The organism is Deinococcota bacterium (assembly GCA_030858465.1).
Lineage (GTDB): Bacteria > Deinococcota > Deinococci > Deinococcales > Trueperaceae > JALZLY01.
Window position 1 is genome coordinate 1 of the sequence record JALZLY010000084.1, and the last position, 26,877, is coordinate 26,877.

24 protein-coding genes are annotated in these 26,877 nt (G+C 66.9%); 15 read left to right on the forward strand and 9 right to left on the reverse strand.

Features of this window, described 5'->3' with window-relative positions; translation table 11 throughout:
• Positions 1-548 precede the first annotated feature (548 nt).
• Entirely contained in the window at positions 549-1,490 is a 942-nt protein-coding gene (gnd, locus tag M3498_03930; GenBank protein ID MDQ3458445.1) for a decarboxylating 6-phosphogluconate dehydrogenase, read from the forward strand.
• A 26-nt stretch (positions 1,491-1,516) separates the two neighbouring features.
• Here the strand turns inward: gnd and M3498_03935 are convergent, their stop codons facing one another.
• Positions 1,517-2,470 carry a phosphoglycerate dehydrogenase gene (locus tag M3498_03935; GenBank protein ID MDQ3458446.1) on the reverse strand — a complete coding sequence of 318 codons (954 nt, stop codon included), beginning with the start codon at positions 2,468-2,470 and terminating at the stop codon, positions 1,517-1,519.
• A 176-nt stretch (positions 2,471-2,646) separates the two neighbouring features.
• On the opposite strand from M3498_03935, the gene M3498_03940 reads away from it, so the two are divergent.
• From M3498_03940 to M3498_03955, 4 genes are all read left to right on the forward strand, one after another.
• Complete coding sequence (locus tag M3498_03940; GenBank protein MDQ3458447.1) at positions 2,647-4,104, forward strand: FGGY-family carbohydrate kinase; 1,458 nt, start codon at positions 2,647-2,649, stop codon at positions 4,102-4,104.
• Between the two features lie 190 nt (positions 4,105-4,294).
• Positions 4,295-5,590 carry a sugar ABC transporter substrate-binding protein gene (locus M3498_03945; protein ID MDQ3458448.1) on the forward strand — a complete coding sequence of 432 codons (1,296 nt, stop codon included), beginning with the start codon at positions 4,295-4,297 and terminating at the stop codon, positions 5,588-5,590.
• Between the two features lie 96 nt (positions 5,591-5,686).
• Positions 5,687-6,544, forward strand: coding sequence for a sugar ABC transporter permease (locus M3498_03950; GenBank protein MDQ3458449.1), 858 nt, complete (start codon positions 5,687-5,689; stop codon positions 6,542-6,544).
• Positions 6,541-7,419, forward strand: coding sequence for a carbohydrate ABC transporter permease (locus tag M3498_03955; protein ID MDQ3458450.1), 879 nt, complete (start codon positions 6,541-6,543; stop codon positions 7,417-7,419). The genes M3498_03950 and M3498_03955 overlap by 4 nt, the downstream gene beginning before the upstream one ends.
• A gap of 62 nt (positions 7,420-7,481) precedes the next feature.
• Here M3498_03955 and pruA read toward each other — a convergent pair whose 3' ends face one another.
• A complete protein-coding gene (gene pruA / locus M3498_03960) occupies positions 7,482-9,077 on the reverse strand; it encodes an L-glutamate gamma-semialdehyde dehydrogenase (protein ID MDQ3458451.1) in 1,596 nt (531 codons plus the stop codon).
• A gap of 102 nt (positions 9,078-9,179) precedes the next feature.
• Positions 9,180-10,106 (reverse strand): proline dehydrogenase family protein, encoded by a 927-nt coding sequence (locus M3498_03965; GenBank protein ID MDQ3458452.1) that lies wholly within the window; start codon positions 10,104-10,106, stop codon positions 9,180-9,182.
• Between the two features lie 279 nt (positions 10,107-10,385).
• Here M3498_03965 and M3498_03970 point away from each other — a divergent pair, with 279 nt between their 5' ends.
• Both M3498_03970 and M3498_03975 read left to right on the forward strand, forming a co-directional pair.
• On the forward strand, positions 10,386-10,961 hold the full coding sequence (locus M3498_03970) for a phosphoglycerate mutase family protein (protein ID MDQ3458453.1): 576 nt from the start codon (positions 10,386-10,388) through the stop codon (positions 10,959-10,961).
• 55 nt (positions 10,962-11,016) lie between these two features.
• On the forward strand, positions 11,017-11,622 hold the full coding sequence (locus M3498_03975) for a GNAT family N-acetyltransferase (GenBank protein ID MDQ3458454.1): 606 nt from the start codon (positions 11,017-11,019) through the stop codon (positions 11,620-11,622).
• Between the two features lie 219 nt (positions 11,623-11,841).
• On the opposite strand, the gene M3498_03980 is transcribed toward M3498_03975, so the two are convergent.
• Both M3498_03980 and M3498_03985 read right to left on the reverse strand, forming a co-directional pair.
• Complete coding sequence (locus tag M3498_03980; protein MDQ3458455.1) at positions 11,842-13,182, reverse strand: cytochrome P450; 1,341 nt, start codon at positions 13,180-13,182, stop codon at positions 11,842-11,844.
• A gap of 73 nt (positions 13,183-13,255) precedes the next feature.
• Positions 13,256-13,948 carry a Crp/Fnr family transcriptional regulator gene (locus tag M3498_03985; GenBank protein ID MDQ3458456.1) on the reverse strand — a complete coding sequence of 231 codons (693 nt, stop codon included), beginning with the start codon at positions 13,946-13,948 and terminating at the stop codon, positions 13,256-13,258.
• A 224-nt stretch (positions 13,949-14,172) separates the two neighbouring features.
• Here M3498_03985 and M3498_03990 point away from each other — a divergent pair, with 224 nt between their 5' ends.
• On the forward strand, positions 14,173-14,865 hold the full coding sequence (locus M3498_03990) for an ABC transporter ATP-binding protein (protein ID MDQ3458457.1): 693 nt from the start codon (positions 14,173-14,175) through the stop codon (positions 14,863-14,865).
• On the opposite strand, the gene M3498_03995 is transcribed toward M3498_03990, so the two are convergent.
• The 3 genes from M3498_03995 to M3498_04005 form a co-directional block, all read right to left on the reverse strand.
• Positions 14,862-15,842, reverse strand: coding sequence for an ABC transporter permease (locus M3498_03995; protein ID MDQ3458458.1), 981 nt, complete (start codon positions 15,840-15,842; stop codon positions 14,862-14,864). The two genes, M3498_03990 and M3498_03995, sit on opposite strands and share 4 nt — an antisense overlap.
• Positions 15,843-16,030: 188 nt before the next feature.
• Positions 16,031-16,951, reverse strand: a complete 921-nt coding sequence (locus M3498_04000; protein ID MDQ3458459.1) for an ABC transporter permease — start codon at positions 16,949-16,951, stop codon at positions 16,031-16,033.
• 75 nt (positions 16,952-17,026) lie between these two features.
• Positions 17,027-18,547, reverse strand: a complete 1,521-nt coding sequence (locus M3498_04005; protein MDQ3458460.1) for a glutathione ABC transporter substrate-binding protein — start codon at positions 18,545-18,547, stop codon at positions 17,027-17,029.
• A gap of 319 nt (positions 18,548-18,866) precedes the next feature.
• On the opposite strand from M3498_04005, the gene M3498_04010 reads away from it, so the two are divergent.
• The 4 genes from M3498_04010 to M3498_04025 all read left to right on the forward strand — a co-directional run bounded on the left by M3498_04010 (position 18,867) and on the right by M3498_04025 (position 23,961).
• Entirely contained in the window at positions 18,867-20,420 is a 1,554-nt protein-coding gene (locus tag M3498_04010) for an ABC transporter substrate-binding protein (GenBank protein ID MDQ3458461.1), read from the forward strand.
• An 89-nt stretch (positions 20,421-20,509) separates the two neighbouring features.
• Positions 20,510-21,565: an ABC transporter permease gene (locus tag M3498_04015; GenBank protein ID MDQ3458462.1), complete on the forward strand. Its 1,056-nt coding sequence runs from the start codon at positions 20,510-20,512 to the stop codon at positions 21,563-21,565.
• Positions 21,566-21,570: 5 nt separating this feature from the next.
• On the forward strand, positions 21,571-22,491 hold the full coding sequence (locus M3498_04020; protein MDQ3458463.1) for an ABC transporter permease: 921 nt from the start codon (positions 21,571-21,573) through the stop codon (positions 22,489-22,491).
• A gap of 75 nt (positions 22,492-22,566) precedes the next feature.
• Entirely contained in the window at positions 22,567-23,961 is a 1,395-nt protein-coding gene (locus tag M3498_04025) for an FAD-binding protein (GenBank protein ID MDQ3458464.1), read from the forward strand.
• 9 nt (positions 23,962-23,970) lie between these two features.
• Here the strand turns inward: M3498_04025 and M3498_04030 are convergent, their stop codons facing one another.
• Entirely contained in the window at positions 23,971-24,651 is a 681-nt protein-coding gene (locus tag M3498_04030; GenBank protein ID MDQ3458465.1) for a VTT domain-containing protein, read from the reverse strand.
• 125 nt (positions 24,652-24,776) lie between these two features.
• Here M3498_04030 and M3498_04035 point away from each other — a divergent pair, with 125 nt between their 5' ends.
• The 3 genes from M3498_04035 to M3498_04045 all read left to right on the forward strand — a co-directional run bounded on the left by M3498_04035 (position 24,777) and on the right by M3498_04045 (position 26,736).
• Positions 24,777-25,745, forward strand: a complete 969-nt coding sequence (locus tag M3498_04035; GenBank protein ID MDQ3458466.1) for a class I mannose-6-phosphate isomerase — start codon at positions 24,777-24,779, stop codon at positions 25,743-25,745.
• 208 nt (positions 25,746-25,953) lie between these two features.
• A complete protein-coding gene (locus M3498_04040) occupies positions 25,954-26,190 on the forward strand; it encodes a hypothetical protein (GenBank protein ID MDQ3458467.1) in 237 nt (78 codons plus the stop codon).
• A 120-nt stretch (positions 26,191-26,310) separates the two neighbouring features.
• The gene (locus M3498_04045; GenBank protein MDQ3458468.1) at positions 26,311-26,736 is read left to right on the forward strand and encodes a hypothetical protein; all 426 of its coding nucleotides are present in this window, start codon (positions 26,311-26,313) and stop codon (positions 26,734-26,736) included.
• Positions 26,737-26,877: the final 141 nt, after the last annotated feature.

The window sequence follows — 26,877 nt, forward strand, 5'->3', positions numbered from 1 at the left end:
GCCAAGGCATCCACCGTGTGCCCTTAATAACTTAACCCGTTTCTTTATCAGGTTGCTTTCCACTAATGAAAAACAACAAATCTTGCTCTTTTCTTCTTCCTATTCCGCTGTCATGGTCCTCGCCGCCTCTTTGACGGCAAGACTAAGTGTACAAAATTATCACACCTTATGTCAAGCCTTCAGCGCTCTCTGCAGCAATTCGAAGTGAGCATACTCTGAGAGCGTCCAGAAGCACTGTTTTCACTACCTGATATATATTGCTGATGTATATTGGCTCGTTTCACGTTGTGTCCCTGACGCGGTTTGCGACCTTCATTTCGAATTGCTGCGCTCTCTGCTCTCTCTCGAGCTCTAGCCGGAGCTCAGCCCTTGGAACTCGGGCACTTTCAGAGAGGGCTCGTTTGGCATGAAGCAACGCGCCACCCGCCTCCTCAGTCTCTCCGGTAGTCTCTCCGATGCTCGGCTACCCTTGCCTTTGAACTTTGCAAAGTTGCAATCCTCTTATCACGCCATCCGCCTTGGCCTTGATGACGGGTTATGCTTAGCGTATGAGATTAGGATTTGTAGGGCTGGGCAAAATGGGCAACGGCATGATCCGCCGTTTGCTGAAGGCGGGCCATGAGGTGGTGGGCTATGACCTGAACGAGGGCAACCTGCAAGCGGCTGAGGAAGCGGGTGCCACCTCGGTCACGTCCCTCGAGGATCTGGTCGAGGCTCTCCCTGCTCCTCGAGTCGTCTGGCTGATGGTTCCGGTGGGCGGAGCCGTCGAAAGCACCGTCGAAGCGTTGCTGGCGTTGATCGGCGAGGGCGACATCGTCGTCGACGGCGGCAACTCCAACTACCAGGACACCATGCGGCGCGCTGATGCACTCGAAGCGCAAGGTATTCACTATGTCGACGTGGGTACCTCGGGTGGCGTGTGGGGCCTCGAGAACGGCTTCTCCATGATGGTGGGCGGAGAGGCCGAGGCGGTCACCAGGCTCGAGCCCTTCCTCAAAGCGCTTGCGCCCGCCTCCGATAAGGGCTGGGGCCATGTCGGCCCCTCGGGCGCGGGCCACTTCGTCAAGATGATCCATAACGGCGTCGAGTACGGGCTCATGCAGGCCTATGCCGAGGGTTTCGAGTTGATGAAGTCCAAGGACGTGTTTGCGCTCGACTTGGAGCAGGTGGCCGACATCTGGCGGCACGGCAGCGTGGTGAGGTCGTGGCTTTTGGACCTCACCGCCGCCGCGCTGAGCGAAGACCCCGACCCCTCACGGCTCAGCGATCACGTAGGAGAGTCGGGCACCGGGCGCTGGACGGTGGCGGAAAGCGTAGAACTCGGCGTACCCGCGCCCGTCATCAGCCTGGCGCTCATGATGCGCTTTCGCAGCCAGCAGGACCCTTCCTTCGCCGGGCAGCTCCTGGCCGCCATGCGCTACAAGTTCGGTGGACATGAATATCACGAGTATAAGGTCAAACCGGAAGATGTCACTCCCACCGACGAGTAGGGCGCCGACAAGTAGCGGCAGTGGCCTCAGTAGCCGCGCTGCCGGTCCACCACGTTCTCGAGCGGCTGCTCGCTGCGCAGCCGCTCGAGGTTGCGCAGGATCAGCCCCGCCGCGCCCACGGGCCGCCCGCCGGCGGCGTGGGGCGAGATGATGACGTTGCTCATCTCCCAAAGCGGCGAGCTCTCCGGCAGGGGCTCCTCCTCGAAGACATCGAGCGCCGCCCCGGCGATGTGACCTTCCTGTAGGGCCTCGACCAGCGCCCTCTCGTCGACCGTGTCGCCGCGGCCCACGTTGACGAGCCAGGCGTGAGCGGGCAGGCGACTCAGGCGCTCGGCCTCCAGGGCGTGACGGGTGCTCGGCGTCGAGGGCAGGATCATGACGAGGGCGTCGCAGTGAGGCAGCAGTCCCCCCAGGTCCTCTTCGGCGTGGACGGGGTAGCCGTGGCGGGTACCCGACGAGCGCGCGACGCCCTCGACTTCGGCGCCCAAGGCGGTGAGCAGCGGGGCGAGCCGCGCGGCGATGCTGCCAAAGCCCCAGACGAGCAGCTTAGCGCCGTCGAGGGTGCGAAAGTCGCCCCTGGGCTTGATGGGCTGCAAGCCGCCCAGATGACCGGGCCAGGCGTGCTCCCTTTGGGCGTCGCGCATCTCGTGAAGGCGGCGGCAGGCGGCGAGCAGCAGCGCCAGGCCGTGCTCGGCGACCGTGCCGTCGTGAAGGCCGCGGCCGGAGGTGAGGATGGTCTCCTCTGCAAACCCGGCCTCGAGCAGGTTGTTGGGCCCGGCCGCCAGCGTCTGCACCCAGCGCAGCCGGGGCATCGTCCGCGCCGCCTCATTGACCGCCGAGCCGGCGTTGCCCCAGACCACCAGGGCCTCGGCGTCCCGGTGTTCGGGCGGTATGGGCTTGGTGACCTCGTAGATTACCAAGGAGACGCCCTCGGGGGCCTCCAACTCGAGCGCGACGCTATCGGGCAGCAAGACTTTCATTCTCGTCCTCCATTTCATCCTCCGCCGCTCAAGCCTACCTCGAGCACGCTCTCGAGGCGCTCACGGCAAGCGGTTCCAGGGGCGGCTGCGCTGGGCTCGGTGCAGTGGACTCGGTGCAGTGGGCTCGGTGCAGTGGACTCGGTGCGGTGAACTCGGTGCGGTAGACTCGGGAGGTTGTGAAGGACAGACTGCTCATCCTCGACCTCGGCTCCTCGTCGGCGCGGGCGTTCCTCTATGACGCCCGCGGGGTTCGCGTCGCGGGGGGCGCCCGGCGGCCACAGCCCTGGTATCAGGACGAGGAGGGCCAAGCCGTCCTCGACGCGGCCCGGCTGCTGGACAACGTGGCGGAGGTGATCGACGAGGCGCTTGACGGGCTTCGAGGGGAACGCGTCGTCGCCGCCGGCATGACCACGCTGGTCGGTAATCTCGTGGGGCTGACGAAGGCGGGTGAGGCGGTCACGCCCGTCTATTCCTACGCCGACACCCGCAGCCACGCCGAGGCCGCCGAGTTGGGGGCCGGGCTGGGCGGGGCGGCCGCCGGCCTTACGGCTCGCACCGGCTGCCCCTTTCACCCCGCCTACTGGCCCGCGCAGCTCCTGCACCTGGCCCGCAAGCAGCCGGAGCGCTTCGAGCGGGCCGAGGTCTGGACCGACCTGTCGAGCTTTCTCTACTGGCAGTGGTTCGGGCGCCCGCCCAAGATGAGCCTGTCGGTGGCCTCATGGGCGGGTATGCTCGACAGGGGGGCGCTCGACTGGTCGGATGAGCTGCTGGCCCATCTGCCTGTCGGCCGGGACCGCCTCTTAGAGCTCGCGGACGTGAGCGAGACCGTGACCGGCCTGGCCCGCCCTTGGGCCGAGCGCTGGCCCGCCTTGGCCGAGGCGGACTTCTATCTGGCGCTCGGCGACGGCGCCGCGGCCAACCTCGGCAGCGCCGCTCTGGACGAGGGCGCGCTGGTGGTCACCATCGGCTCGACGAGCGCGGCGCGGGTGGTGGAATCGGGCTGCCCGCCCAAACCGCGCGGGCTCTGGGCCTACCGCGTCGACAAGAGCTACAGCCTGCTCGGCGGCGCGCTCTCCGAAGGGGGGGCTTCCTATGCCTGGCTGCGCGAACGCTTCAAGTTGCCGCCTCCGGACGCGCTCGAGGAGCTTCTGTCCAGCCAGGCACCGGCGGCCCACGGCCTCACCGTCCTGCCCTTTTTGAAGGGCGAGCGCGCGCCGGGCTGGCGGGCGCAGGCGAGCGGCGTCATGCTCGGCCTGCGCAGTGCCACCAGCAACGAGGACATCGTGCGGGCTTGGCTCGAGGCGGTCGTCTACCGCTTGGCCCTGGTGATCGAGAGGCTGCCCGACAAGTCCCGCATCGTCGCCAGCGGCGGCGCGCTGTTGGCCTCGCCGGTCTGGCAGCAGATCCTCGCCGACGTCACGCAAAAGCCCGTCTATCCCGTAGACGAGAGGGAAACGAGCAGCCGCGGGCTGGCCTATCTCCTGGCCCGCTACCGCGGCCTCGAGCCGCCTTGCAGCGAGCTCTTGGCGCCGGTCATGCCCTCCGAGGCGCACCGCGAAGCCCACGCGCGGGCCAAGCGGAGGCAGGAGGCGCTCTACGACGCCCTGACGGCGGAAGACGAGCTGTTCTTCTAGGGGAGCGTGACGGGCACCTGGATTGACAGGCCAAGAGCAAGGCCGGTAGACTGGCCCTGAAAGAAAATAGAAGCCTGGCCGAGGCCGTGCGCCCGCACGAGACCTCCACCCGAGACCCAGAGTCCGGACCAGCCATGCCCGGACCAGCCATGCCAGGGACCTTGCGCGTTTGGCGAGAAAGAGGAAGAGCATGAAGCGAAGAGCAACGACCTTTTTGGTTCTCCTGGTGGTGGCGGGCTTCGGCTTCGCTGCGGCCCAGGACTTCGACTGGCGGCGCTTTGAGGGAAGCAGTGTCCGCTTCATCATGAACCGCCACCCCTTCACCAACTTCATCGAGCCGCTCATCCCCGAGTTTCAGGAGCAGACCGGCATCACCATAACCCTCGAGATCTTTCCCGAGGACCAGTTCCGGCAGCGGCGGCTCCTGGAGGTCTCGAGCGGGGCGGCTACTTTAGACGGCTACATGTTCATGCCCGGCCAGGAGGGCGCGCAGTACCTGGGTGCGGGCTGGGTGAGGTACCTAGACGACTTCGTCGCCGACTCCAGCCTGACCGACCCCGAGCTGGACATCGATGACTTTTTCGAGGGCGCCATCGGCACCTTCCGCACGCCCGAGGGCATCTCCGGCCTGCCGCTGCAGATCGAGTCGAGCGTCCTCTTCTACCGCGAGGACCTCTTCGCGGAGGCGGGGCTCGCTGGGCCTCCGCAGACGATGGAGGAGCTGCGCGGCTACGCCGAGCGGCTCGATCAGGGCAGCGTCGCCGGCATCGCCATGCGCGGGCGCGGCGCGGCGGCGACCAGCCAGATCGTCAACTTTTTAAAATCCTTTGGCGGCGATTGGCTCAGTGAGGACGGAAGTTCGGCGCTCGCCAGCCCCGAGAGCCAGGAGGCGTTGAGTTTCTACGCCAACCTGCTGCGCGACTTCGGCCCGCCCGGACCGACCAACCTGCACTGGGCCGAGGTGACGAGCCTCTACGCCCAGGGCCAGGCGGCCATGATCTTCGACGCCAACGTCTTCCGCTCGATCATCGAGGACCCCGCGCAGACCCTTGACGTGGTGCGCGAGAACACTGCCTACGCGCCTATCCCGGCGGGACCGGCGGGTCAGCGGCCCACCGTCCTGGTCTGGGGTCTGGCGGTCAACCAGGCGTCGGCCAACCCCGAGGCCGCCTGGTACTTCATCCAGTGGGCGCTCTCGAGAGAGAACCAGATACGTGCTGCCCTAGCGGGAATTCCGGCGGCTAGAGCCTCGGCCTGGGAAGACCCGGAATTTCAGGCGACCGCGCCCGCCGACTGGATCGCGGCCTCGCAGGCGTCCTATGAGGTAGGCGACCCGCTCTGGAATCCGCCGGTGATCCCCGTGGCCGAGGTGCGCGACGCTTACGGTCAGGCGATCGTCGCGGCGCTCGAGGGCCGCGACGTGGCGCAGGCCCTGGAGCAGGCCGCGCAGGAGATGGACCGCATCGTGGAGCGCTCGCAGCGCTGAAGACCAGGGTCTAGGTGCTGGGGGCTGGGGTCTAGGGAAAAGTCACAAGCCTAGACCCCAGATCCCACCCAGATCCCCCGCTTTATGGGTCGAAGCATGAATTTCATCGACAAGTACGCACCCTACCTCTTCCCGCTACCTGCGGTCTTGGCCATCGTCGTCTTGATCTTGGGGCCGATGCTGGCCAATGTCGTGCTCTCGAGCTACGACTGGTTCGTCGGCGGCCGGCCGCTTTTCGTCGGCCTCGAGAACTACCAGCAGGCCCTGAACGACCGGCGCTTCTGGAACGGCCTCAGAAATACCTTCTACTTCACCGCGCTGGCGGTGCCCTTGCAGCTCGTCTTGGGCCTCGCTATCGCGGTGCTCTTCAACCGCAACTTTCCCGGCCGCGGCCTGGTCCGCACCGTCATGCTCCTGCCGATGGTGGCGACGCCGGTGGCGATCGCGCTCATCTGGGCCCTGATGTTCAACCCGAGCCTCGGGGTGCTCAACTATTTTCTCGAGTCGCTCGGCCTGCCGCGCCTGCTCTGGGTGGCGCAGAGCAACCTGGCGATTCCCTCGCTGGTCTTGGTCGACGTCTGGCAGTGGACGCCGATGGTCGCGCTCATCCTCCTGGCCGCCCTGCAAGGGGTGCCGCAGGAGCACTACGAGGCCGCGCGCATCGACGGGGCGAACGGCTGGCAGGCCTTTGTGAACGTCACCCTGCCGGGGATCCGCGCGGCCATCGTGGTGGCCCTCATCCTCCGCACCGTGGACGCCTTGAAGACCTTCGACATCATCTGGGTGATCACCGAGGGCGGGCCGGGCACGGCCTCCGAGACGCTCAACGTCTTTGCCTACACCACCGGCTTCGTCTTCATGCACGCCGGCTACGCGGCGACGCTGCTCATCTTCCTGATGGTCGTGGTCTTGACCATCGCCATCTTTCTCAACCTGTTGAGGAGGTCGCAGTGAGCCAGCCCCTGGCAAGGCGCGCTGCGGCGCCGAGTCCGGCCCGGCAGCGCGACCAGGCCCTGCGCATCAGGCGCCTCAAGGCGCTGGGGACGGGGCTCCTCATCGCGCTGGTGCTCGTCGTCATGCTCTTTCCCTTCTACTGGATGATCCTGACGAGCTTCAGAAGCCAAGTCGACAACGTCAGCCCGGTGCCGGTCTGGTGGTTCACGCCGACTCTGGAAAACTACCAGAACGTGATCCGGCGCAACAACTTTTTGGAGTTCACCTGGAACTCCTTTGTGATCGCCAGCCTGTCTACCGGCTTCGGGCTGGTGCTCGGCCTGCCCGCCGCCTACTCGATCGCTAGATTCAAGCAGAACGGCCTGGCCTTGGCTATCCTGATCGCGCGGCTGACGCCCTACATCACCTATCTGGTGCCCTGGTACCTCGCCTTTCGGGCCCTGGGGCTGCTCGACAGCTATGTGGCGCTGACGCTGACCCACCTGATCGTCGGCATGCCCTTAATCATCTGGATCATGATCTCCTTTTTCGAGGGTGTGCCCCGCGAGCTCGAGGAGGCGGCCTTCGTCGACGGGGCCAGCCGCCTGGGCACCTTTTTCCGGGTGGTCCTGCCGCTGTCGGGGCCGGGCATCGTGGCGGCGAGCATCCTGGCCTTCATCTTTTCCTGGAACCAGTTCCTTTTCAGTTTGGTCCTGTCGGGGCCGAACACCCGCCCGGTGCCGGTGGCGGTCTTCAACTTCATCTCCTACGGCCAGATCGACTTTGGCGGCTTAGGCGCGGCGGCGGTCCTGATCACCCTGCCGGTGATTCTCTTGACGCTGATCATCCAGCGCTACATCATCTCGGGGCTGACGATGGGGGCGGTGAAGGGTTAGCGGCGCATTGCCTTGGGAGTCAGGAGCCAGGAGGGGAGTATAGGCGCTCCGGCTCCTTGCGGTCAGATCGCCTTTGGCTCCACCTTGGGCGTCTTGGGCCCGCTATCGAACCTTTCGGTGACCGTCTTCATCTCCATGAAGAGCCTCAGATAATCGGGGCCGCCGGCCTTGGCGTTGCTGCCCGAGAGCTTGTAGCCGCCGAAGGGCTGGACGCCCACCAGCGCGCCGGTGATTTTGCGGTTCAAGTAGAGGTTGCCGACTTGAAACTCCCGCCGAGCCTGCTCGAGCCTGTCGCGGCGCTTGGAGATGACCCCGCCCGTCAGGCCGAAGACGGTGCTGTTGGCGATTCTGAGGGCGTCGTCATAGTCCCTGGCCTTGATGACCGCCACCACCGGGCCGAAGATCTCCTCCTGGGCGATTACGGCGTCTTCCGGCACGTCCGCGAAGACGGTCGGCTGGACGAAGTGGCCCTCGCCCTCGGCCCTCGCCCCGCCGGTGACGAGCCTGGCTTCCTCCTTGCCCTTTGCGATATAGCCCATGATCTTGTCGACGGCCTTGGGGTTGATGACCGCGCAGAGCTTAGCGTTGTCTTCGGCGGGGCCGATGTCCAAGGCCTCGACCTTGGCCTTGAACTTTTGGAGCAGCTCGTCGTAGACCTCCTCGACCACGATCAGGCGGCTCATCGCCGAGCACTTCTGGCCCTGGAAGCCGTAGCCGCTCATGACCGCCATCTCGGCGGCATAATCCAAATCGGCGGTCTCGTCGATGATGAGCGCGTCCTTGCCGCCCATCTCCAAGAACACCTTTTTGAGCCACCTTTGGCCCGGCTGGACTTTGGCCGCGCGCTCGTTGATGCGCGTGCCGGTCGCCAGCGAGCCCGTGAAGTTGATGAAGCGAACCCTCGGGTGGTCGACCAAGGCATCGCCCAAGTCGGCGTCCGCGCCGGTCAGGTAGGTGACGACGCCCGGCGGGAAGCCCGACTCGTCTAAGCATTCCATGAACTTGTGGCCGATGATGGGCGTATCGGGTGAGGGCTTGACGATGACGGTGTTGCCGACGACCGCCGGGCCGACGGCCATGCCGACGAGGATCGCCAGCGGGAAGTTCCAGGGCGGGATGATCAAACCGACGCCCAGCGGGACCAGAAACGAGGTGTTCTCCTCGCCGGGATAGTCGTAGGTCTGAAGCGGGCCGTCCAGCTTCAGCGCCTGGCGGGCGTAGTACTCGACGAAGTCGATGGCTTCGGCGACGTCCGCCTCGGCCTCGGCGTAGTTCTTGCCGGCCTCCAGGGTCATCCAGGCGGAGAGCTCGAGCTTGCGGCGGCGCATCACCGCGGCCAGCTTGACGAGCGCCCGGGCGCGCTGCGCCATAGCGAGCCGCGACCAGCCTTCATAGGTCTGCCAGGCGGTCTCGATGGCGCGCTCGATCTCGTCGGGACCGCCCATGGCGGTGCGGCCGACCACCTCGCCCGCCCTGCACGGGTTGTGCGACTCGAGCCACCTGCCGGTCTTGACGCGTTCACCGCCGATGACGAGAGGGTAGTCCCGGCCGAGGTCCTGGCGTACCTCGTTGAGAGCTTGCCGGTAGCTTGCCAGGGGCTCCTCTTTGCTGAAGTCGGAATAGGGTTCGGTGCGGTAGGGTTCGAAGAGGTCGGGCATAGATTTCTCCTTTAAGGTTCAGTTTAAAGGTTTGAAAGTTGGAAAGTTGGAAGGTTTTAACCTTCCAACCTTCGAACCTTCCAACCCTCGAACCTTCCTGTTCTATCCAAAGAGCCCGCGCAGGGCGAAGAGCAGGTTGGCGGGGCGCTCGGCCAAGCGGCGGCTGAAGTAGCCGTACCAGTCCTTGCCGTAGGGCACGTAGATCCTGACCAGCTGCCCCTCGGCGACGAGCTTTTGCTGGAGGGCCGGGCGAACGCCGTAGAGAAGCTGGAACTCGTAGTCGCCCCGGCTCAGCCCCGCGCTCTCGGCGTAGGCGCGCGTCTCGGCGATGATCCTTTCGTCGTGGGTGGCGACGTTGACGCGCGCGCCGGCCTCCATGCCCCTCCTGACCAGCTGGCGGTACTGCCTGTCCACGGTTCTCTTATCCGCGTAAGCGACCTCGGCGCTCTCGCGGTAGGCGCCCTTGACGATGCGCAAGGTCGGTTTGGGCTCGAGCGAGAGCAGGCGCTCCAAGTCGGCTTCCGTGCGCTTAAGATAGCTCTGCAAGACCGTCGAGACGTTATCGAAGCCCTCGCCGTGGAGCGTCTCGAACATGGTCAGGGTGCCGTCCACAAAGGGGTAGTTCTCCATGTCCAGACAGACCTGCGCGCCGATCTCGCGGGCGCGCCTGGCGATGGCGCGGGCGTTGTCGAGCGCCGGCCCCAGGCCGAGCCCCAGGCCGAGCTGGGTCGGCTTGACGCTCAGGTAGGGGTCGATGGGGCGGGCCCGCAGGAGCTCGAGCACGCGGGAGATCTCGCCGACCATCGCTAGAACGCCCTCCTCGCTGTCCACGAACTCGCCCAGCAGGTCAAGGATGCCCTTCATGCCGCGGCGCTCGAGCTCGCTGATCGCCTCGATAGCCTCCTCGCTCGTCTCGCCGGCCACGAAGCGGCCGACGCCCAGGCGCCAGCCGTAGCGCTGCATGAACGACGACACCGGCCCGAACTCGCTGACGCCCAAGACGCCCTGGCGGTAGAGGCGGTCGATCACGGCAGCCTCTGCGGCAGCCCCGTGGCTGCTGTGTGAGGAATGAGGAGGTGGGTCATGGTTGTTCAGTCTATTCTACGGGAGCGCGGCCTGCTCGCTGTGCCCGCCCTTACGCCGCGCCTACCACAGCGAGTAAAGCTTTTGACAGCGTGCTGGGGCGCCGCTGACTAAGCTAGCCAGAGAACGTTGCGCGTCTGCGGCCCCAGGCGACGAGCGCGTCATCTTACCTGCTTGGTCGTTGGCGCCCGGTCGGCGCCGCCCGACCCGGCGCGAAAGCGTTGCATGGACCTATACTTTGTGCGTCATGGAGAAACCGATTGGCAGCAGCTCGAAGAGCGCGGGGTGCGCGGTTGGGCGCGTTCCTTTGCCCCGCTGACAGGTATGGGCCGCCTGCAGATGGAAGCCATTGCGCGCGACGCTCGCCTGCAGGGCGCGGACGCCATCTTGACGAGTTCGTACGCGCGCGCGCTCGAGTCGGCGGCGCGGCTCAACCAGCTCCTCAACAAGCCGCTCTACGTCGAATACGACCTCCACGAATGGCTGCCGCAAAAAGATCCCTTGGCCGACCTCGACGAGGCCTCGGCCATGCTGGCCGGCGAGGAGCTGAGGAGCGCCAGGCACGCGCCCCCCCCCGAGGAACGCTCCTGGGAGAGCTTGGAGGAGGTGCGGCGCCGGGCCTTGCAGGTCTTTGGCCGCTACGCCCAGTTCCCGAGCCTTATCGTCATGAGCCACGCCGTGTTGATCGCCAGCGTCACCGGCCTGCGGCGGCCCATCGCGCACGCCGAGATCGTGCCTTACAAGCTGGACCTGCAGGCGCCGGGTCCCCCGCCGCCAGGCCGGAAGCTCGCGCGCCAGTAGGCAGCCGCAGAGGCAGTCGCAGAGGCAGTCGCAGAGGCAGGAGGTAGACTGAGGAGTGATCGCTCATCCCCTTACGCTTCAGGGCAGGCTGGTGCGGCTCGAGCCCCTGGAGGCCGAGCACATCCCCGCGCTCATGACGGTTGCCACCGCCCACCCCGAGACCTACCGCTTCACCTCCACCCCGGTCACGGCCGAACAGGCTAGCGCCTACTTCGGCCGCGCCTTTCGCGAGCGGGACGAGAGGCTGGCTTATCCCTTCGTCCTGCTGGAAGAGGGTAGCGGGAGGGTCGTGGGCAGCAGCCGCTACTCGGACATCCGCTGGGGACACCGCAACTGCGAGCTCGGCTATACCTGGTTGCACCCCGAGGTGCAGGGCGGCGGCGTCAACGTCGAGGCCAAGCTGCTCATGCTCGGTTACGCCTTTGAAGCGCTCGACTTTTTGCGCGTCTACTTCTACACCGACACCCGCAACGAGCACTCGCAGCGCGCGGTTCGCGCGCTCGGCGCCAAGGAGGAGGGGGTCCTGCGCTGCCACATGGTCATGAAAGACGGCTTCGTGCGCGACAGCCTGGTCTTCTCGGTCGTCCACTTTGAATGGCCGGAGGTCAAGGCCGGGCTGGAGGCTCGGCTCGAGCGCAAGCGGGCCGCACAGAGAGGTTGACCATCGCCCGAGGGTTCAGGCGTGGGCTGTAAGGGTTTCGAATCCAAAGTCGGCTGGAGCCTGGTCGACCTCTCGCAGCTGCGCTCGCTGAGCGAGAGGCGAGGCCCGGCCAAGGCGGTCAAGGAGGTGAAGGGGCAAAGAGGGCGGTTAGCTCGAGCCTGCGGGGACGGTCCTGAAACCCGCTAGAGGCTGGAGCCGCAGAGGCTGGAGCTGCAGAGGCTAGAGCGGCGACAGCCTGAGCGGCAGGCCGCCCTTGGGCTGCACGGTGTTGCCGGTCTCCGTCACGCTGCCCGTCCAGGCCGGCGTCAGCCGGAAGCGCCCCAGCAGCGCGATCAGGAAGAGCTTGATGGTCATGGTCGCTAAGCCCGCGCCGATACAGTAGCGGAGGCCGCCGCCAAAGGGCAGGTAACCGTAGGGCGAGACGGGGCGGTAGCCCGGCGCGTCCGGATCCCAGCGCTCGGGTTTGAAGAGCAGCGGGGACGGGTAGAGGCTCTCCTGGCGGTGCGTCGCGTAGATCGAAAAGGCGACGAGGCTGCCCTTGGCAATGGTGTAGCCCCTAAAGGGCACGTCCTCGAGCGCCTGCCGCAGCCCGGCGGGGGCAGGCGGGTAGAGGCGCAGGGTCTCCTTGACGAGCCAGTCGAGCCGGGCGAGGGCCTTTAGCTGAGTGGGCTCAAGCACCGGCACCCCGCTCAGCTCCTCGCGCAGCGCCGCCAGGTAGTCCGGCCGGGTGAGCAGCCCGTAGACCGCCCAGCTGAGGGCGGCGGAGGTGGTGTCGAAGCCGGCCGACAACAGGCTCAGGCTCTGGTCGCGCACCTCGAGATCGCTCAGGCCGCGGCCCTCCTCGTCCCTCGCCCCCAGCAGCATCGCCAGGACGCCATCTCCGGCGCCAAGAGGGCGCCGGCGCCGGATCTCACCGTAGAGCAGCGCGTCGGCCCGCCGCCGCGCCCACAGAAAGCGCGTCCAGGGCGTGCCCGGCAGGGGCAGCTTGAACCCTTGGGCGAGAAAGGGCAGGTTGGCGAAGTCCATCATCGCCGCGACCGCCGGGACCAGCGCGGGGTGGCGCGCCAAGGTCTCGGGGCCGAGCAGCACCTCGCAGACCGTTCTGAGGACGCGGGGGCGCAGTTCGCTGTGGAGGTCGACCCGTTCACGTCCGGCGAGCTCGTCGGCCAGACGCCGGGCGTTGGCCTGGACGAGCGCCAAGGCCTCGCCCAGGCGCTGCGGGTAGAAAGCGGGCTGGACCAGCCTGCGGCGCTGGTGGTGGCGCGCGCCGTCGCTGGTGATGAGCGCGCTTTCGCCGGTGATGGGCGCCAAAAAGCGGTAGGCGCGGCTCAGCCCGAAGCTCTCCGGCCGTTCCTGGAGGACGAGCCGCACGGCCTCCTCGCCGACGAGCCAGACGAAGCGGACGGGGCCGAAGCCGAAGCTGAAGATGGGCCCGTAGCGCTCATGGAGCGCGCAGACCGCGCCGCCGCTGTAGCTGGCCGCGCGCTCCATCACCCGCAGGTGCTCGAGGCCGCGCGGGCCGGGGATGGCTGGGGAAGCGGGACGCTGGTGGACGGTCATGGGGATAATTAAAAATTCAAGACTGAAAATTAAAAGGGCTTTTGGATCTTCGATGGTTGATGGTCAGTCGCTTCTACCTCACGCCGTGGAGGATCTCTTCTAAGCCCTCGGGGTCGTTGATGACGACCTCCTTGGGCCGCGTCGAGATGACGCCCTCGCCCTCGAGCGACTTCAGGGCCCGGGTGACGGTCTCGCGGCTGGTGCCGGCCAGGCTGGCGATGTCCTGGTGGGTCAGGCGGATGAGCGCCAGTGAGGCGTCGGTGAACTCGATGAAGCCGTTGTGATAGAGCCTCAGGAGCACGTAGGCGACGCGCCCCTGGGCGTCCTTGTAGGACAGAATCTGCGCCTCGTCGTACATGCCCTTGAGCCTGGTCGCCAGGGTGGCGGTGAGGCTCAGGCTGAAGGTCGCGTAGGAGTTCATCAGCTTGAAGAAGTCGTCCTTGAAGAGGATGTAGGCGCTCACCTTGTTGAGCGAGAGGGCGGTGGCGCTGTGGCTGAGCTGGGTGAGCAAGGCCATCTCGCCGAAGAACTCCGGAGGGCGCAAGATGGCGAGCGTCTTCTCGTGACCGTCCAGGTCGACCTTGGAGAGTTTGACCACGCCGCTCTCCAGGATGTAGAGCGCCTCGCCCGTCTCGCCCTCTTGAAAGACGATCGTGTTGGTGTCGTACCTGCGCAACTGCGCCGCCTCCGTGGCCAGGTCGAGCGCCCGGGGCGGCGCGTCCTTGAAGAGCGGGATCTGCGCCAGAAAGCTGCGGATGCTAGACACCGTCGCGCCCTTTTACCGGGAAAGCTTGTCTCATCTGGTCTTAAGACTACCATAGCCCAGGGAAGGAGTGGAGCCGGGTCGGCAAAGGCGGGCGCGAGTGGCAATTCTCTCATCGCCCCTTATCGCCCCTTGTGGCTACGGTGTGACGGCCGTCACAGGGCGGCAGGGCGGCAGGGCGACAGGGCGGCACGGGGCGGACGCCGGGAGGGCGGTATAGTAAAGCCATGACCTCCGTCTTGCGCTGCCAGGGACTGAGCCGCCACTTCACCACTGCCGGGTCCGTCCTCGAGGTCTTGCGCGGCCTCGACTTCGCCTTGGGGCCCGGCGAGGTCGTGGCCGTCCTCGGGCCCTCGGGGGTGGGCAAGAGCACGCTCCTTCACCTCCTGGCCGGGCTCGACAGGCCCACGGCGGGCGAGGTCTACTGGGGCGAGCAACCGCTAAGCGCGCTCAGCCAGAACGCCTTGGCGCAGAAGCGCGCCGGTCTGCTCGGGCTCATCTTCCAGCACCACTACCTCTTGGAGGACCTGACCGTCCTCGACAACGTGACCATCGGCGGGCGCATCCAGGGCGCGCTCGACGAGGCGAGGGGTCAGGCGCTCTTGGCGCAGGTCGGCCTCCTGGAGCGCGCGCGCGCCATGCCCAAGACGCTCTCGGGCGGCGAGCGGCAGCGGGCCGCGGTGGCGCGCTCTCTCTACGGCCGCCCGCGCATCGTCCTCGCCGACGAGCCGACCGGCTCCCTGGACCGCCATAACGCTCGAGCCGTCTACAGCCTGCTCGTGGACCTCGCCCGCCAGGAGGGCAGCGCCGTGGTGATGGTGACCCACGACGAGGGTCTGGTGGAGGACGTGGACGCGCGCTATCACCTAGACGGCGGCAGGCTGGTGCGCGAGCGAGCGGGCGCCTTGAGCCGCGCCTAGCGCATCCGCGGGTCGAGCGCGTCGCGCAGGGCGTCGCCGACCAGGTTGAAGCCCAGGACCACCAGCATGATGGCGAGCCCCGGAAAGGTGGCGACGTGCGGCGCGGTCGCCAGGTACTCGCGGCCCCGCGCCAGCATCAGGCCCCACTCGGGCTGAGGCGGGCGCGCCCCCAGACCCAAAAAGCCCAGGCCGGCGGCAAAGAGAATCGCCACCGCCATCTGCAGGCTCGACTGCACGATGACCGGCGCGATGGCGTTGGGAACGACGTGCCGCACCAAGATGGCCAGGTCGGACTTGCCGAGCGCGCGAGCCGCCTCGATGTACTCCTGGTTGCGCACCGACAAGACCGAGCCGCGCACCAGGCGGGCGTAGATGGGGATCGAGGCGATGCCGACGGCGATCATCACATTGGTGAGGCCGGTACCCAGGGTCGCCACCAAGACGATGGCCAAGAGGATGCCGGGAAAGGCCAGCAGCGTATCGACGAGGCGCTGGACGACCAGGTCGAGGCGGCCGCCGTAGAAGCCCGACACGGCGCCGATGGGCACGCCGACGCCGACGCCGATGGCGACCGAGATGAGGCCGATGAAGAGCGAGATCCAGGCGCCGTGAATCAGCCTCGAGAGCACGTCGCGGCCCTGCTCGTCGGTGCCGAGCGCGTGAAAGCGCGCCGGGCCGTCGACGCCGACGAGCCTGAGGTCGCTCCTCAGCAGGCCGAAGAACCAGTCCCAGGGCTGGCCGCGCACGAACAACCTGATAGGATAGCGCTGCGTCTCGTCTACCACCACGCCCTGGACCGGACTGCGGCTCGCCGGGCTGACGAAGAGGCCGAACTCGCCCTCCGGCCCGCGCGTGCTCACGCCGGCCAGTGGCGGCACGTAGGTCGCGCGCAGGTTCTGGCTGGTCGGGCTGTAGGGGGCCAGAAAGGGCGCAAAGGCCACGATGATGAGAAAGACCACGATGATGGCAAAGCCCATCTTGGCCAGCGGGCTCCTGAAAAAGCGCTTGCGCCAGCGGCTGCCGGCCCTCTTGCCGGCTTTGACGGTCTTCTCGGTGCCCGTCACGGGCTCTCTGTTTGGGGTAGAAGGGCCTGGGGTAGAAGGGCTCGAGGTGGAAGGCCCCGGTTTCTCAGCCATCGCGACTCGCCCTTTTGACCCCTCGAGCCTCACTCATAGCGAATCCTCGGGTCGATGGCGCCGTAGACGAGGTCGACGAGCAGGTTGATGACGATAAAGGAGACGGCGATAAGCAGGACCGCGCCCTGCACGACCGGATAGTCGCGGGCGAGGATGGAGGTCACCAGGAGTTGGCCGATGCCCGGCCAGGAGAAGACCGTCTCGGTGAGCACCGCGCCGGCCATCAGGGTGCCGAACTGCAAGCCGGTGATGGTGACGATCGGGATGAGCGCGTTCCTGAAGGCGTGCTTGTTGACGACCAGGTGGTTGGCCAGGCCCTTGGCGCGCGCCGTCCTCACGTAGTCCTGATTCAAGACCTCGAGCATCGAGCTCCGCGTCATGCGGGTGATGATGGCGGCGGTGCCGGCGCCCAGGCTGACGGCCGGCAGGACCAGGTGCGCCAGCGTGCCCCGGCCCGCCACCGGAAACCAGCCCAGGTTGACCGAGAAGAAGAGGATCGCCAAGAGGCCGAACCAGAAGACCGGCATCGACACGCCGATGAGCGCGCCCAGCGTCGCTAAGTAGTCGAAAGCGGTGTTGGGCCTGACCGCGGAGACGATTCCCGCCGGAATGCCGATGAGCAGCGCCACGGCCATCGCGCCGAGGGCGAGCTCCAGGGTGTTGGGAAAATAGCTGCGCAGTTCGCTGGTGACCTCGCGGCGCGTCCGCGTCGAGCGGCCGAGGTCGCCCTGGACCAGGTTGCCCAGAAAGATCCCGAACTGCACGTGGCCCGGCTCGTTGAGGCCCAAGCGCTCGCGGGTGAGCCTGAGCTGCTCGGGCGTGGCGAATTCGCCGGCCAGCAAGAGGGCCGGGTCGCCGGGCGCCAAGCGCACCATCAGAAAGACGATGAGGATGACGCCGAAGATAGAGGGCAGCGCGGCGAGGATGCGGCGAAGAAGATAGGTCAGCAAGAATGGTCACCTTAAAGATAACGGAAAAGATAACGGAGGGTGGGCGGAACGCCCACCCTCTCCGGCGGACGGTCCTCAGCGGAGCGAGGCGTTATGCGCCAGGTAGCGCTCGGTGGGATGCACGACGAAGCCCTCGACCTCGTCGCGGATGGCGGTGAGCTGCGTCTCGGAGTGCAAGAAGAGCCAGGCGGCCTCGTCCCAGATGATCTGCATGGCCTCGGCGTAGAGGCCCTCGCGCGTCTCGGGGTCGGTGTCGGTGCGCGCCTCGTCCAGGAGCTCGTCGACCTCGGGGTTGCTGTAAAAGGCGCGGTTCGAGCCGGCGGGCACGTGTTCGCTGGTGTGGAAGAGCGCGAAGAGGCCGTAGTCGGCGTCGCCCGTCACCGTGCCCCAGCCGAGCATGGCCATGGGCACGATGTTGTCCTCGGCGGGCTGGCCGGTCAGCTCGAGGTAGGCCGCCCACTCGAGCGACTCGATCTCGGCGTTGACGCCCACCTCGGCGAGCTGGCTCTGGATGGCCTCGGAGATCTGGATGTCCTGGAGGTAGCGGCCGCTGGGGCTGTAGAGCGTGACCGAGAGGCCGTCAGGATGGCCCGCCTCGGCGAGGAGCTCACGGGCGCGCTCGGGGTTGTAGTCGTAGGAGCCGACCGGGGTGTAGCCGAAGATGCCCGGCGCGATGGGCGCGTCGGAGGGCCGCACGGCGCCGCCTAAGAGGAAGTCGGCGATCTCTTCCTTGTCCACGGCATAGTTGATCGCCTGGCGCACACGGGCGTCGGTGAAGGGCTCCATGGTGTGGTTGAAGTAGATGTAGATGGTCCGCACGCTCGAGGTGTTGTCGACGGTGATGTTGGGGTCGGCGTCCAAGCGGGAGACGTCCTGGACGGGCACGCGCACGGCGACGTGGGCTTCGCCGGTCTCGACCATGGCCATGCGGGTGGTCGACTCGGGCACGGTCAGAAAGCGCACGCCCTCGACGCCGGGTGCTTCGCCCCAGTAGTCGTCATTGCGCTCCAGGTCGATGCGCTGGCCGCGCTCCCAGGAGACGAAGCGGAAGGGGCCGGTGCCGACCGGGTTGTCGCCATAGTCATCTCCCTGCGTTTGGATGGCCGCGGGGCTCTGGATGGCCGTGGACGAGTGGGTCAAGTGGGCCAGGAAGGGCGCGAAGGTGTCGGCGAGGGTGACTTCGACGGTGTGCTCGTCCGTGGCCTCGACCGACTCGATGCGGGCGAGCAAGAAGCGGAACTGGAAGGCGTTCTCCGGGTCGATGAAGCGCTCCAAGTTGAAGACCACCGCCTCGGCGTCGAACGGCGTGCCGTCGTGGAAGGTCACGCCCTGGCGCAAGTTGAGCGTCCAGACGCGGCCGTCCTCGGAGACCTCCTGGCTCTCGGCCAGGAGCGGCTCGATGGTGCCCTCGGGGGTGAGCTCGAAGAGCGTCTCGGAGATGTGGCTGATGACGGTCGCCGAGGGCGAGTCGGTGCTGTTGGCGGCGTCGAGGGTGACGGCGTCGGTGCCCTGGGCGACGATCAGGGTCTGCGCCAGCGTGCTCCCCGACAACAGGAGCGCAGCTGCCAGAAGGGCCGTGGTTAGAGCTTTTTTCAACGTCTTTCTCCTTTCGAGCGATGGGGTCTTCAGGGATAGAAGACCACCGTCAAGCCTGTCCCGTCGCGACACCCCGTCGGGGTTAGCACCCGGCCCTGCATTATGGGGCGTTATGGGGCATTATGGGGCACTGTGGGACGCAAGCTTGTTCCTCCTATTAAACCGTTTGCCGCCGCCGCCGTCAACAGCAAGGCCGAGGGAGGCCGGAAGAATGAAGAAGGGGCTTCACACTTCCTGGAGCGCGGGCAAACTTGTGGTAAAGTTTTCCTTTAGCAGGCGGTGAAAACCGAATAGATGCCCGCTCGCTTCAGGAGGATATATGCGCAAGCTTCGAACTGCGGTGCTGCTTAGCCTCGTCTTGGGTCTCGGGCTGGCTGCCGCGCAAACCTTGGTCTTCGGCCAGAGCGGCCTGCCGGTCACGCTCGACACCGGCCAGGACGGCAACTCGCTGACGCCGTCCTATCAGATCCTGGAGAACCTGGTCTTCTTCACGCCCGGCACGGGCGACTTGGAGCCCGGCCTGGCCACCGACTGGGAGGCCAACGAGGACGCCACGGTGTGGACCTTCAACCTGCGCCAGGGGGTGAGCTTCCACGACGGCACGCCCCTAAACGCCGAGGCGGTGGTCTTCAACCTCGAGCGCTGGAACGACACTACCAACGACTACCGCTTCGACAAGCCCTTCGTGCCCTGGACCTGGATCTTCGGCGGCTTCGACGAGGAGAGCGTGCTCGAGTCGGCTCGCGCCGTTGACGAGACCACCGTCGAGCTGACCCTGCGCGACTCGGTGAGCTTCCTGCCCGCCATGCTGGCCTCCTCTTACTTCGGCCTGCACAGCCCCGAGGCGGTCCGCGAAGGCGGCGAGGACTACGGCGGCCCGGCCGCCGGCACGGTCGGCACCGGCCCCTTCCGCTTCGTCGAGTGGATCGACGGCGACCGCGTGGCGCTCGCGCGCTATGAGGACTACTGGGGCGAAAGCGCGGGCGTCGAACAGCTCGTCTTCTTGGGCGTCGAAGACCCCACCGCGCGCCTGGCCCAGCTTCTGGCCGGCAACTTGGACATCGCCGTCAACCTCGCTTCGGACGACCTGCCCCAGGTCGAAGGGTCCGCCGACCTCGAGGTGGTGACGGTCGAGGCCAACCTGAACGTCGGCTACCTCGCCTTCCACCAGGCCAACAGCCCCTTCGACGACCTGCGGGTGCGCCAGGCGGTGGCCTACGCCATCGACCGCGACGCCATCGTCGAGGCCTTTTACGCCGGTCTCGGCGCCAGGGCCAGCCAGTTCGTGCCGCCCGCGCTCTGGGGCCGCGCCGACTTGGACGAAGAGTATCCCTACGACCCCGAGCGCGCCCAGGAACTCCTGGCCGAGGCGGGCTATGAGGACGGCTTCGACACCGAACTCTGGTACATGCCGGTGAGCCGCCCCTACTACCCCGCGCCCGAGCCCATCGCCACCACCATGGCCTCTTATCTGGCCGAGGTGGGCATCAACGCCGAGTTGCGCAGCGAGGAGTGGGGCACCTACTTAGAGCGCTACAACACCGGCGCCTACCCCATGTACATGCTCGGCTGGAGCGCCGACTTCGCCGATCCCGACAACTTCCTCTACACCTTTTTCGGTCCGTCCGCCCCCGAGCAATTCGGCTGGGACAGCCCCGAAGCCCTGGACCTGTTGACCCGCGCCCGCCAGGCCGGCAGCCAGGAGGAGCGCCAGGCGCTCTACGAGGAACTCGACCGGCTGGTGAGCGACGAGATGGTCAACCTGCCCGTCGCCCATAACCGCGTCCTGAACGCCGTCAGAAACAACGTAGCGGGCTTCATCCCGAGCCCGCTCGGCAGCACCGTTCCGCTCAGGACCGTGACCAAGAACTAGAGAACCGGGTGAGGGGCGCCGGTGGCGCCCCTTTCATCTCCGCCACCGCCCCTCCTTGCGGTCGGCGGGCAAGCCGACAGGAGCCTTATTTGACAGCCTATTTTTTTCGGCGCCTCCTAGGGCTCATCCCGGTGCTCTTTGGGATCAGCCTTCTCGTCTTTACCATCACCCGGGTGATTCCCGCCGACCCCGCGCTGCTCATGCTGGGTGAGCGGGCCACGCCCGAATCGCGCGCGCGGCTGCGCACCGAGCTCGGCCTCGACCAGCCGCTCTTCGTTAACTTGGAGGCCGTGCGGAGCACGGGCAACCCGCTCGCCGTCTTCGATTCGCAGTACCTAAACTTCGTAAGCCGGGCCCTGCGGGGCGACCTGGGCCGCTCCTACTTCACCCGCATCAACGTCCGCGACGGCCTCGTCCAGCGCTTTCCCGCCACCCTCGAGCTCGCGCTCATGGCCATGCTCATCGCCCTCCTCGTCGGCGTTCCCGCGGGCATCGTCGCGGCGCTAAGGCGCGGAACCCTGGTCGACACCGGCGTGATGGTCTTTGCCCTGGCGGGCGTGTCCTTTCCGGTCTTCTGGCTGGCGATCATCCTCATCTACATCTTTTCGGTCAACCTGGGCTGGCTGCCGCCGGCGGGTCGGCTCGACGTGAGCCTGAGCATCCGGCCCATCACCGGGCTCTACGTCTTGGACGGGCTCTTGCGCGGCAACCCGGCGGCTTCCTGGGACGCCTTTCGCCACCTCGTCTTGCCGGGCGTCGCCCTCGGCACCATCCCCTTGGCCATCGTGGTGCGGATGACGCGGAGCGCCATGCTCGAGGTCCTCGGTCAGGACTACGTGAGGACGGCGCGCGCCAAAGGACTCAAGCCGCGCATCGTCATCAACAAGCACGCGCTAAGAAACGCGCTGCTGCCGGTCGTCACCGTCATCGGCCTGTCGTTTGGCACCCTGCTCTCCGGCGCCATTCTGACCGAGACGGTCTTCTCCTGGCCGGGCATAGGCCGCTGGGTCTACGACGCCATCAGCGCCCGCGACTACCCGATCATCCAGGGCGGCGTCATCTTCGTCGCCTTCGTCTTCGTCCTGGTCAACCTGCTCGTCGACCTGTCCTACGCCTTTATCGACCCGAGGATTCAGTACGCGTGAGCACCATGACCGCGCCCGCCAAGCGGGAAAAGGGCCGTTCGCTCGCCCAGGACGCCGTCCGCCGCTTTTTTCGCAATCCGACCGGCCTGCTCGGTCTGAGCGTGGTGGTCTTCTTCATCCTCATCTCGCTGCTCGCGCCGCTCGTCAGCCCCTACGACGCGCAGCGCGACCGCAACCTGCGCCTGCGGCTCACGCCGCCGTCCTGGACGATGACCGAGGCGGAGCGGGAGGGGTTTGGTGTCCAGAGCTGGTCGACGCCCTTCGGCACCGACGAGCTCGGCCGCAACCTGCTCACCAGGGTCTGGCACGGCGGCCGCATCTCCTTGCGGGTCGGCCTCGTCGCCGTGGCCATCGCGGTGACCACCGGCACCCTGCTCGGGCTCATGGCCGGCTACCTGGGCGGCTGGGTCGATACCGTCACCGTCTGGCTGGTAGACATCCTGCTGGCCTTTCCCGGCATCCTGCTGGCCATCGCCATCGTAGCGACCCTGGGGCCGAGCCTGAGCAACGCGCTCATCGCCATCTCGATCACCCAGATTCCGGTCTATATCCGCATCACCCGCGCCGTGGTCTTGGGCCTGCGCGAGTCCGAGTACGTGCAGGCGGCCAAGGCGCTCGGCGCGAAGTCGCCGCGTGTCGTCTTCGCGCACATCCTGCCCAACGCCCTCTCGCCCTTAATCGTGCAGCTCACGCTGTCCGTCGGCGTCGCCATCTTGGACGTAGCGGCGCTGGGTTTCTTGGGCCTGGGCGCGCAGCCGCCCAACCCCGAGTGGGGCGTGATGATCAGGGACGGCTACCGGCAGTTCCTGCGCGCGCCCTGGATGTCGATCTTTCCGGGCCTGGCCATCTTCTTTTCGGTGGTCGGCTTTAACCTGCTCGGCGACGCCATTCGCGACGCGCTCGACCCGAGGCTCAAGAATGCCTGAAAGAGCAGGAGTCAAGAGGTCAGGAGAAAGGCTGCTGTTCTGTCTCCTGGCTTCTGACTCCTGTATTCTAAAGCCATGATCGCGAACCTGAAAGCCCTGCTCCGCGAGGACCAGCTGAGCACCGGGGCGTCGGTGCTCGAGAGCCACGCCCGCGGCGAGTCCTACGACGAGGCCGTCCTGCCCGAGGCGGTGGTCTTTCCCGAGTCCACCGAGGACGTGCGCCGGGTGATGCTGTACGCGTTCGAGCGCGGCGTCCCGGTCACGCCGGTGGCGGTGAACTCGAGCCTCGAGGGCCACACCGTGCCGGTCAGGGGCGGCGTCTCGCTCGACATGACGCGGATGAACCGGATCCTGGAGTTCCGACCCGAGGACCTGCTGGCGGTGGTCCAGCCCGGCGCGAGCTATCCCCGTCTCAACGACTACGTGCGCCGCAGCGGCCTCTTCTTTCCCATCGACCCCGGCGCCCACGCCTCCTTGGGCGGGATGATCTCGACCAACGCCTCGGGAACGGCGGCGGTGCGCTACGGGGTGACGGCCGACTACGTCTTGGCGCTCGAGCTGGTCACGCCGACGGGTGCGGTCATCCGCACCGGCTCGCGCGCGCGCAAGTCGAGCAGCGGTTACGCCATAACGCGGCTCTACTGCGGTGCCGAGGGCACCTTGGGCGTCATCACCGAGGCGACGGTGCGGCTCGTCGGCCTGCCCGAGGCCGCCGCCGCCGCGCGCGTGCCCTTCGGCTCGGTCGAGGCGGCCACGCGCTTCGTGAGCGCTCTCATCGCCTCGGGCGTGCCGGTGGCGCGCTGCGAGCTGGTGGATCCGCTGTCGATTGCCGCGGTCAACCGGCATCAGGGCACGAGCTATCCCGAGGAGATGACGGTCTTTCTCGAGTTTCACGGCAGTCCCGCGGGCGTCGCTTCCGACACTGCCCTCGCCGAGGAAATCGCCCGGGAGCACGGCGCGCTGCTGTTTGACTCGAGCAGCGACGCGAGCGAGCGCGAAAGGCTCTGGGCGGCCCGCCACAACATGTTCTACGCGACCGTCGCCGCCAACCCCGGCAAGCGCAGCGTGGTCACCGACGTGGCCGTGCCCATTTCGCGCTTGGCCGAGGCGGTGGGGGCGGCGCTCGCCAACTGCCGCGAGGCGGGGCTCAGCGCCTACCTCGTCGGCCACGTCGGCGACGGCAACTTTCACCTGGCCATCTTCTTCGACCCGGCCGACCCCGCGGCGCAGGCCCGCGTCGAAGAGGTGAGCCACAAGATGGTCGAGCACGCCCTCAGCCTGGGCGGCACCTCGACGGGCGAGCACGGCGTGGGCATCCGCAAGCTGCGCTATATGGAGCGCGAGCACGGGGCGTCCCTCGCGGTCATGCGCGCGCTCAAGGCGGCGCTCGACCCCAGGGGCATCATGAATCCCGGCAAGAAGCTGCCGGAAGGGCGGCATTCAGGGGTCGGCACAGCGGAGTCGGACTAGAGCTTTTCCCTACTCCCCCTGGCCGCTGCCCTTCAACTTTAACTCCCTGAAGCTCTCCCGCTTCGGCTCGGCGTGGGCGGCCGCCTCGAGCTCGGCCACCTCGGCGACCTCGACCACTTCGGCGACCTCGGGCACCTTCTCGACGAGCAGGCGGCGGAAGCGCGCGCGCACGAGCTGCAAGACGGCGAAGATGACGACGATGAGGCCCAGGGCGGGCGCGAGGTAGCGGTCGGACTGCAGGACGGCGTCGCCGAACCAGGCGGTGAGGACGATCCAGGGGATGCGGGCGATCATCGCGGTCAGCCACAGCCGCCGCAAGGAGAGGTTGGAGAGTCCCGCCGCCACCACCGCGAAGTCGATATTCAGGACAAAAAAGATGACGCCCCAGATCCACAGCGACTTGATGCCCAAAAACTGCTCCCACTCGTGCCAGAGTTTGGGGCTCACCAGGCGCAAGATGACCGGGCGGCCCAGCCGGCGCGAGAGGTTGAGCGCCAGGGCCGCGCCCAGGGCCAGACCGACGGTGCCGTACAGAATGGCCGGGCCGACGCCCAGGAGGCTGCCGCCGAGCGTGCTCACCAGCGGGGTGGGGATGAAGGGCAGGAGCGCCGTCAGCAAGAACAGCAGGATATAGAGGAGCGGGCCGAGCGGTCCCGCGTCGTGGATAAAAGAAGATAAAGCCTCGAGCATGAGAGAGCTAACCCCCGTTAATATCTTGAGCCTATGGTAAACCAAAACGGTAAGCTGATGGTCAGCTAGCACGCACACCGGCTTCACCAATTCTTTAAGGGCGGCTGCGCCCGGAAGGGAACCGGATGGACCTCTACCCCCTCAAACTCTCGCGCTTTCTGAGCCCCCGCCTCTGGGGCGGCGGCGAGCTGGCCTCCTTTTTGGGCGTAGCTTGGGACGGCCCCGAACCCCTCGGCGAAAGCTGGCAGGTCTACGCGGGCAACCGCGTCTTAAACGGCCCGCTGGCGGGCGTGACCCTGGCCGAGGTCGCTGAGCGCCTGGGCGAGGCGCTTGTGGGCACGGTCGCTCGAGCGCGCTATGGTGTCAGCTTCCCGTTGCTGGCCAAGTTCATCGACGCGGGCGACAGGCTCTCTATACAGGTCCACCCGGACGACGCCTACGCCCACGCCCGCGAGGCCGAGAGCGGCTTTCACGGCAAGGAGGAGGCGTGGCTGATCCTGCGGGCCGAACCGGGCGCCCAGATCATCTGGGGCTTTAGCGAGCCGCTCACGCCGGGTCAGATCCGCCGCGCCGCCCTAACGGGACGGCTCGAGCACTACCTCAACCATGTCCCGGTCGCGCCCGGCGACGTCGTCTACAATCCGGCGGGGACGCTCCACGCCATCGGCGCGGGCATCCTGCTGTTCGAGATCCAGCAGAGTTCGGACCTCACCTACCGCCTCTACGACTACGACCGCCGCGACGCGCAGGGCAAGCCGCGCGAGCTGCACCTGGACAAGGCCCTGGACGTGCTCGACTACAGCCCCGGCGAGCGCGCCAAGGTGGCGCCGCGGACGCTGGCAGGCGGGCGGACGCTCCTGGTGGAGACCGGACACTTCGCGATGGAACGCTGGCCGGTGGCAAGCAGCCTCGAGGAGACGACCCGGCCCAAGAGCGTCGAACTCCTCACCCTCATAGACGGCGCGGTGACGCTGGCGGCGGGGGAGACCTCGCTGGCCCTCGAGCAGGGCGAGTCCTGCGTTCTGCCTGCCGGTCTCGGGGCGTACCGGCTGGAGGGTGAGGGGACGCTCTTGCGCTGCTACCTGCCTGGTTGAGCAGCTTCAAGCGGAACCGCCCCGCGTGATGAGCCAGCCGCTGTCGCGGCCACCAGAGACACCCAGGGCTGCCAGAAAGCCCTGGTGGCGAGCCGGTCTATTAGCGCTCGAACCACCTTGCCCCCTCCCGGCGCGGTCGCCGAGCGCGTGCAGGCCGGGAAGGACTGCCGCGTCAGATCTTGTTGCGCTCTAGCGGGTAGGCTTAAGTATGACCACCCTAAAGATCACCCTGGCGCAGTTGGGCGTAGCCTTGCTCATCATCTGCGCCATCGTCTTTTTCGCGGTGGGGCTTTCGGCTACCGGCCTGCTGGTGGGTGACGCGGTCTTCGTGCTCCTGGTCATCACCTCCTTGTGGCTGCTGGTCAGGGTGCGGCTGGGGCACACGAGACGGCGAAGCGGCAGGCCCGCCCACAGGCGCGGGGCGGCTAGCCGGGGTTCAGGGTGATGTCCGGTGACGCGAAACTTCAGGCGCTCACCGCCGGGAGGTTGTCCAAAAGCCGGGCCTCCCTTGGGAGGCTGCCGAGCAAACGGGTGCCTCGAGCGCCGGTAGGGCTATACTTGCCCTATGGGGGGGCTCATCAGGTTTTTGGTTATCGGTGCGATCATCTTTTTCGGGGTCGGGGAGTGGCAGGGCTGGTATCTGGGCGTCGCGCCCTACACGCCGGTCTTGGTCTACAAGAAGGACCATGTCTTTACCTACAACCGCCAGCGTATCGCCGACCAGCCGTTTCCGGTGGACTTTCGAGGACGGTTGAGGCGGGGACGTGTCACCGTCGAGGGTTACTACGAGCGCCCCGCCAGCCTTCAGACAGGCCAGCGGGGCACGCCCCCGCGCAGGATCTTCAGCGAGACCTTCGAGGCGGGGCAGCTTGTGAGCGTGGTGGGGGAGATGAGGCAGGGGCGGGGCATCTACACCGTCAGGGTCAGCTATGAGGACGCCACCGGCCTTTTCAGGCTGGCAAGGCCGGCTGCGGAAACGGTGCGGCAGTAGTGTTCAGGATTACCCTAGGAAATGTTCACGCAGGTCATTGACGCCCAGGCACGGCTAGTGAGGCAAAAGAAAGACCCTCAAGGGAGGGTCTTTACAGGCGCCCCAGGCACGTTTGCCTGGTAGGTGACGATGGGTGTGCCG

Excerpts from the sequence above, each read along its gene's own strand:
- M3498_03935 (MDQ3458446.1), bottom strand. The coding sequence starts at position 2,470 with ATGAAAGTCTTGCTGCCCGATAGCGTCGCGCTCGAGTTGGAGGCCCCC.
- M3498_03970 (MDQ3458453.1), top strand. The coding sequence starts at position 10,386 with ATGGACCTATACTTTGTGCGTCATGGAGAAACCGATTGGCAGCAGCTC.
- M3498_04020 (MDQ3458463.1), top strand. The coding sequence starts at position 21,571 with ATGACCGCGCCCGCCAAGCGGGAAAAGGGCCGTTCGCTCGCCCAGGAC.
- M3498_03945 (MDQ3458448.1), top strand. The coding sequence starts at position 4,295 with ATGAAGCGAAGAGCAACGACCTTTTTGGTTCTCCTGGTGGTGGCGGGC.
- gnd (MDQ3458445.1), top strand. The coding sequence starts at position 549 with ATGAGATTAGGATTTGTAGGGCTGGGCAAAATGGGCAACGGCATGATC.
- M3498_04025 (MDQ3458464.1), top strand. The coding sequence starts at position 22,567 with ATGATCGCGAACCTGAAAGCCCTGCTCCGCGAGGACCAGCTGAGCACC.
- M3498_03990 (MDQ3458457.1), top strand. The coding sequence starts at position 14,173 with ATGACCTCCGTCTTGCGCTGCCAGGGACTGAGCCGCCACTTCACCACT.
- M3498_04040 (MDQ3458467.1), top strand. The coding sequence starts at position 25,954 with ATGACCACCCTAAAGATCACCCTGGCGCAGTTGGGCGTAGCCTTGCTC.
- M3498_03995 (MDQ3458458.1), bottom strand. The coding sequence starts at position 15,842 with ATGGGCTTTGCCATCATCGTGGTCTTTCTCATCATCGTGGCCTTTGCG.
- M3498_04045 (MDQ3458468.1), top strand. The coding sequence starts at position 26,311 with ATGGGGGGGCTCATCAGGTTTTTGGTTATCGGTGCGATCATCTTTTTC.
- M3498_03980 (MDQ3458455.1), bottom strand. The coding sequence starts at position 13,182 with ATGACCGTCCACCAGCGTCCCGCTTCCCCAGCCATCCCCGGCCCGCGC.
- pruA (MDQ3458451.1), bottom strand. The coding sequence starts at position 9,077 with ATGCCCGACCTCTTCGAACCCTACCGCACCGAACCCTATTCCGACTTC.
- M3498_04030 (MDQ3458465.1), bottom strand. The coding sequence starts at position 24,651 with ATGCTCGAGGCTTTATCTTCTTTTATCCACGACGCGGGACCGCTCGGC.
- M3498_04035 (MDQ3458466.1), top strand. The coding sequence starts at position 24,777 with ATGGACCTCTACCCCCTCAAACTCTCGCGCTTTCTGAGCCCCCGCCTC.
- M3498_03950 (MDQ3458449.1), top strand. The coding sequence starts at position 5,687 with ATGAATTTCATCGACAAGTACGCACCCTACCTCTTCCCGCTACCTGCG.
- M3498_04010 (MDQ3458461.1), top strand. The coding sequence starts at position 18,867 with ATGCGCAAGCTTCGAACTGCGGTGCTGCTTAGCCTCGTCTTGGGTCTC.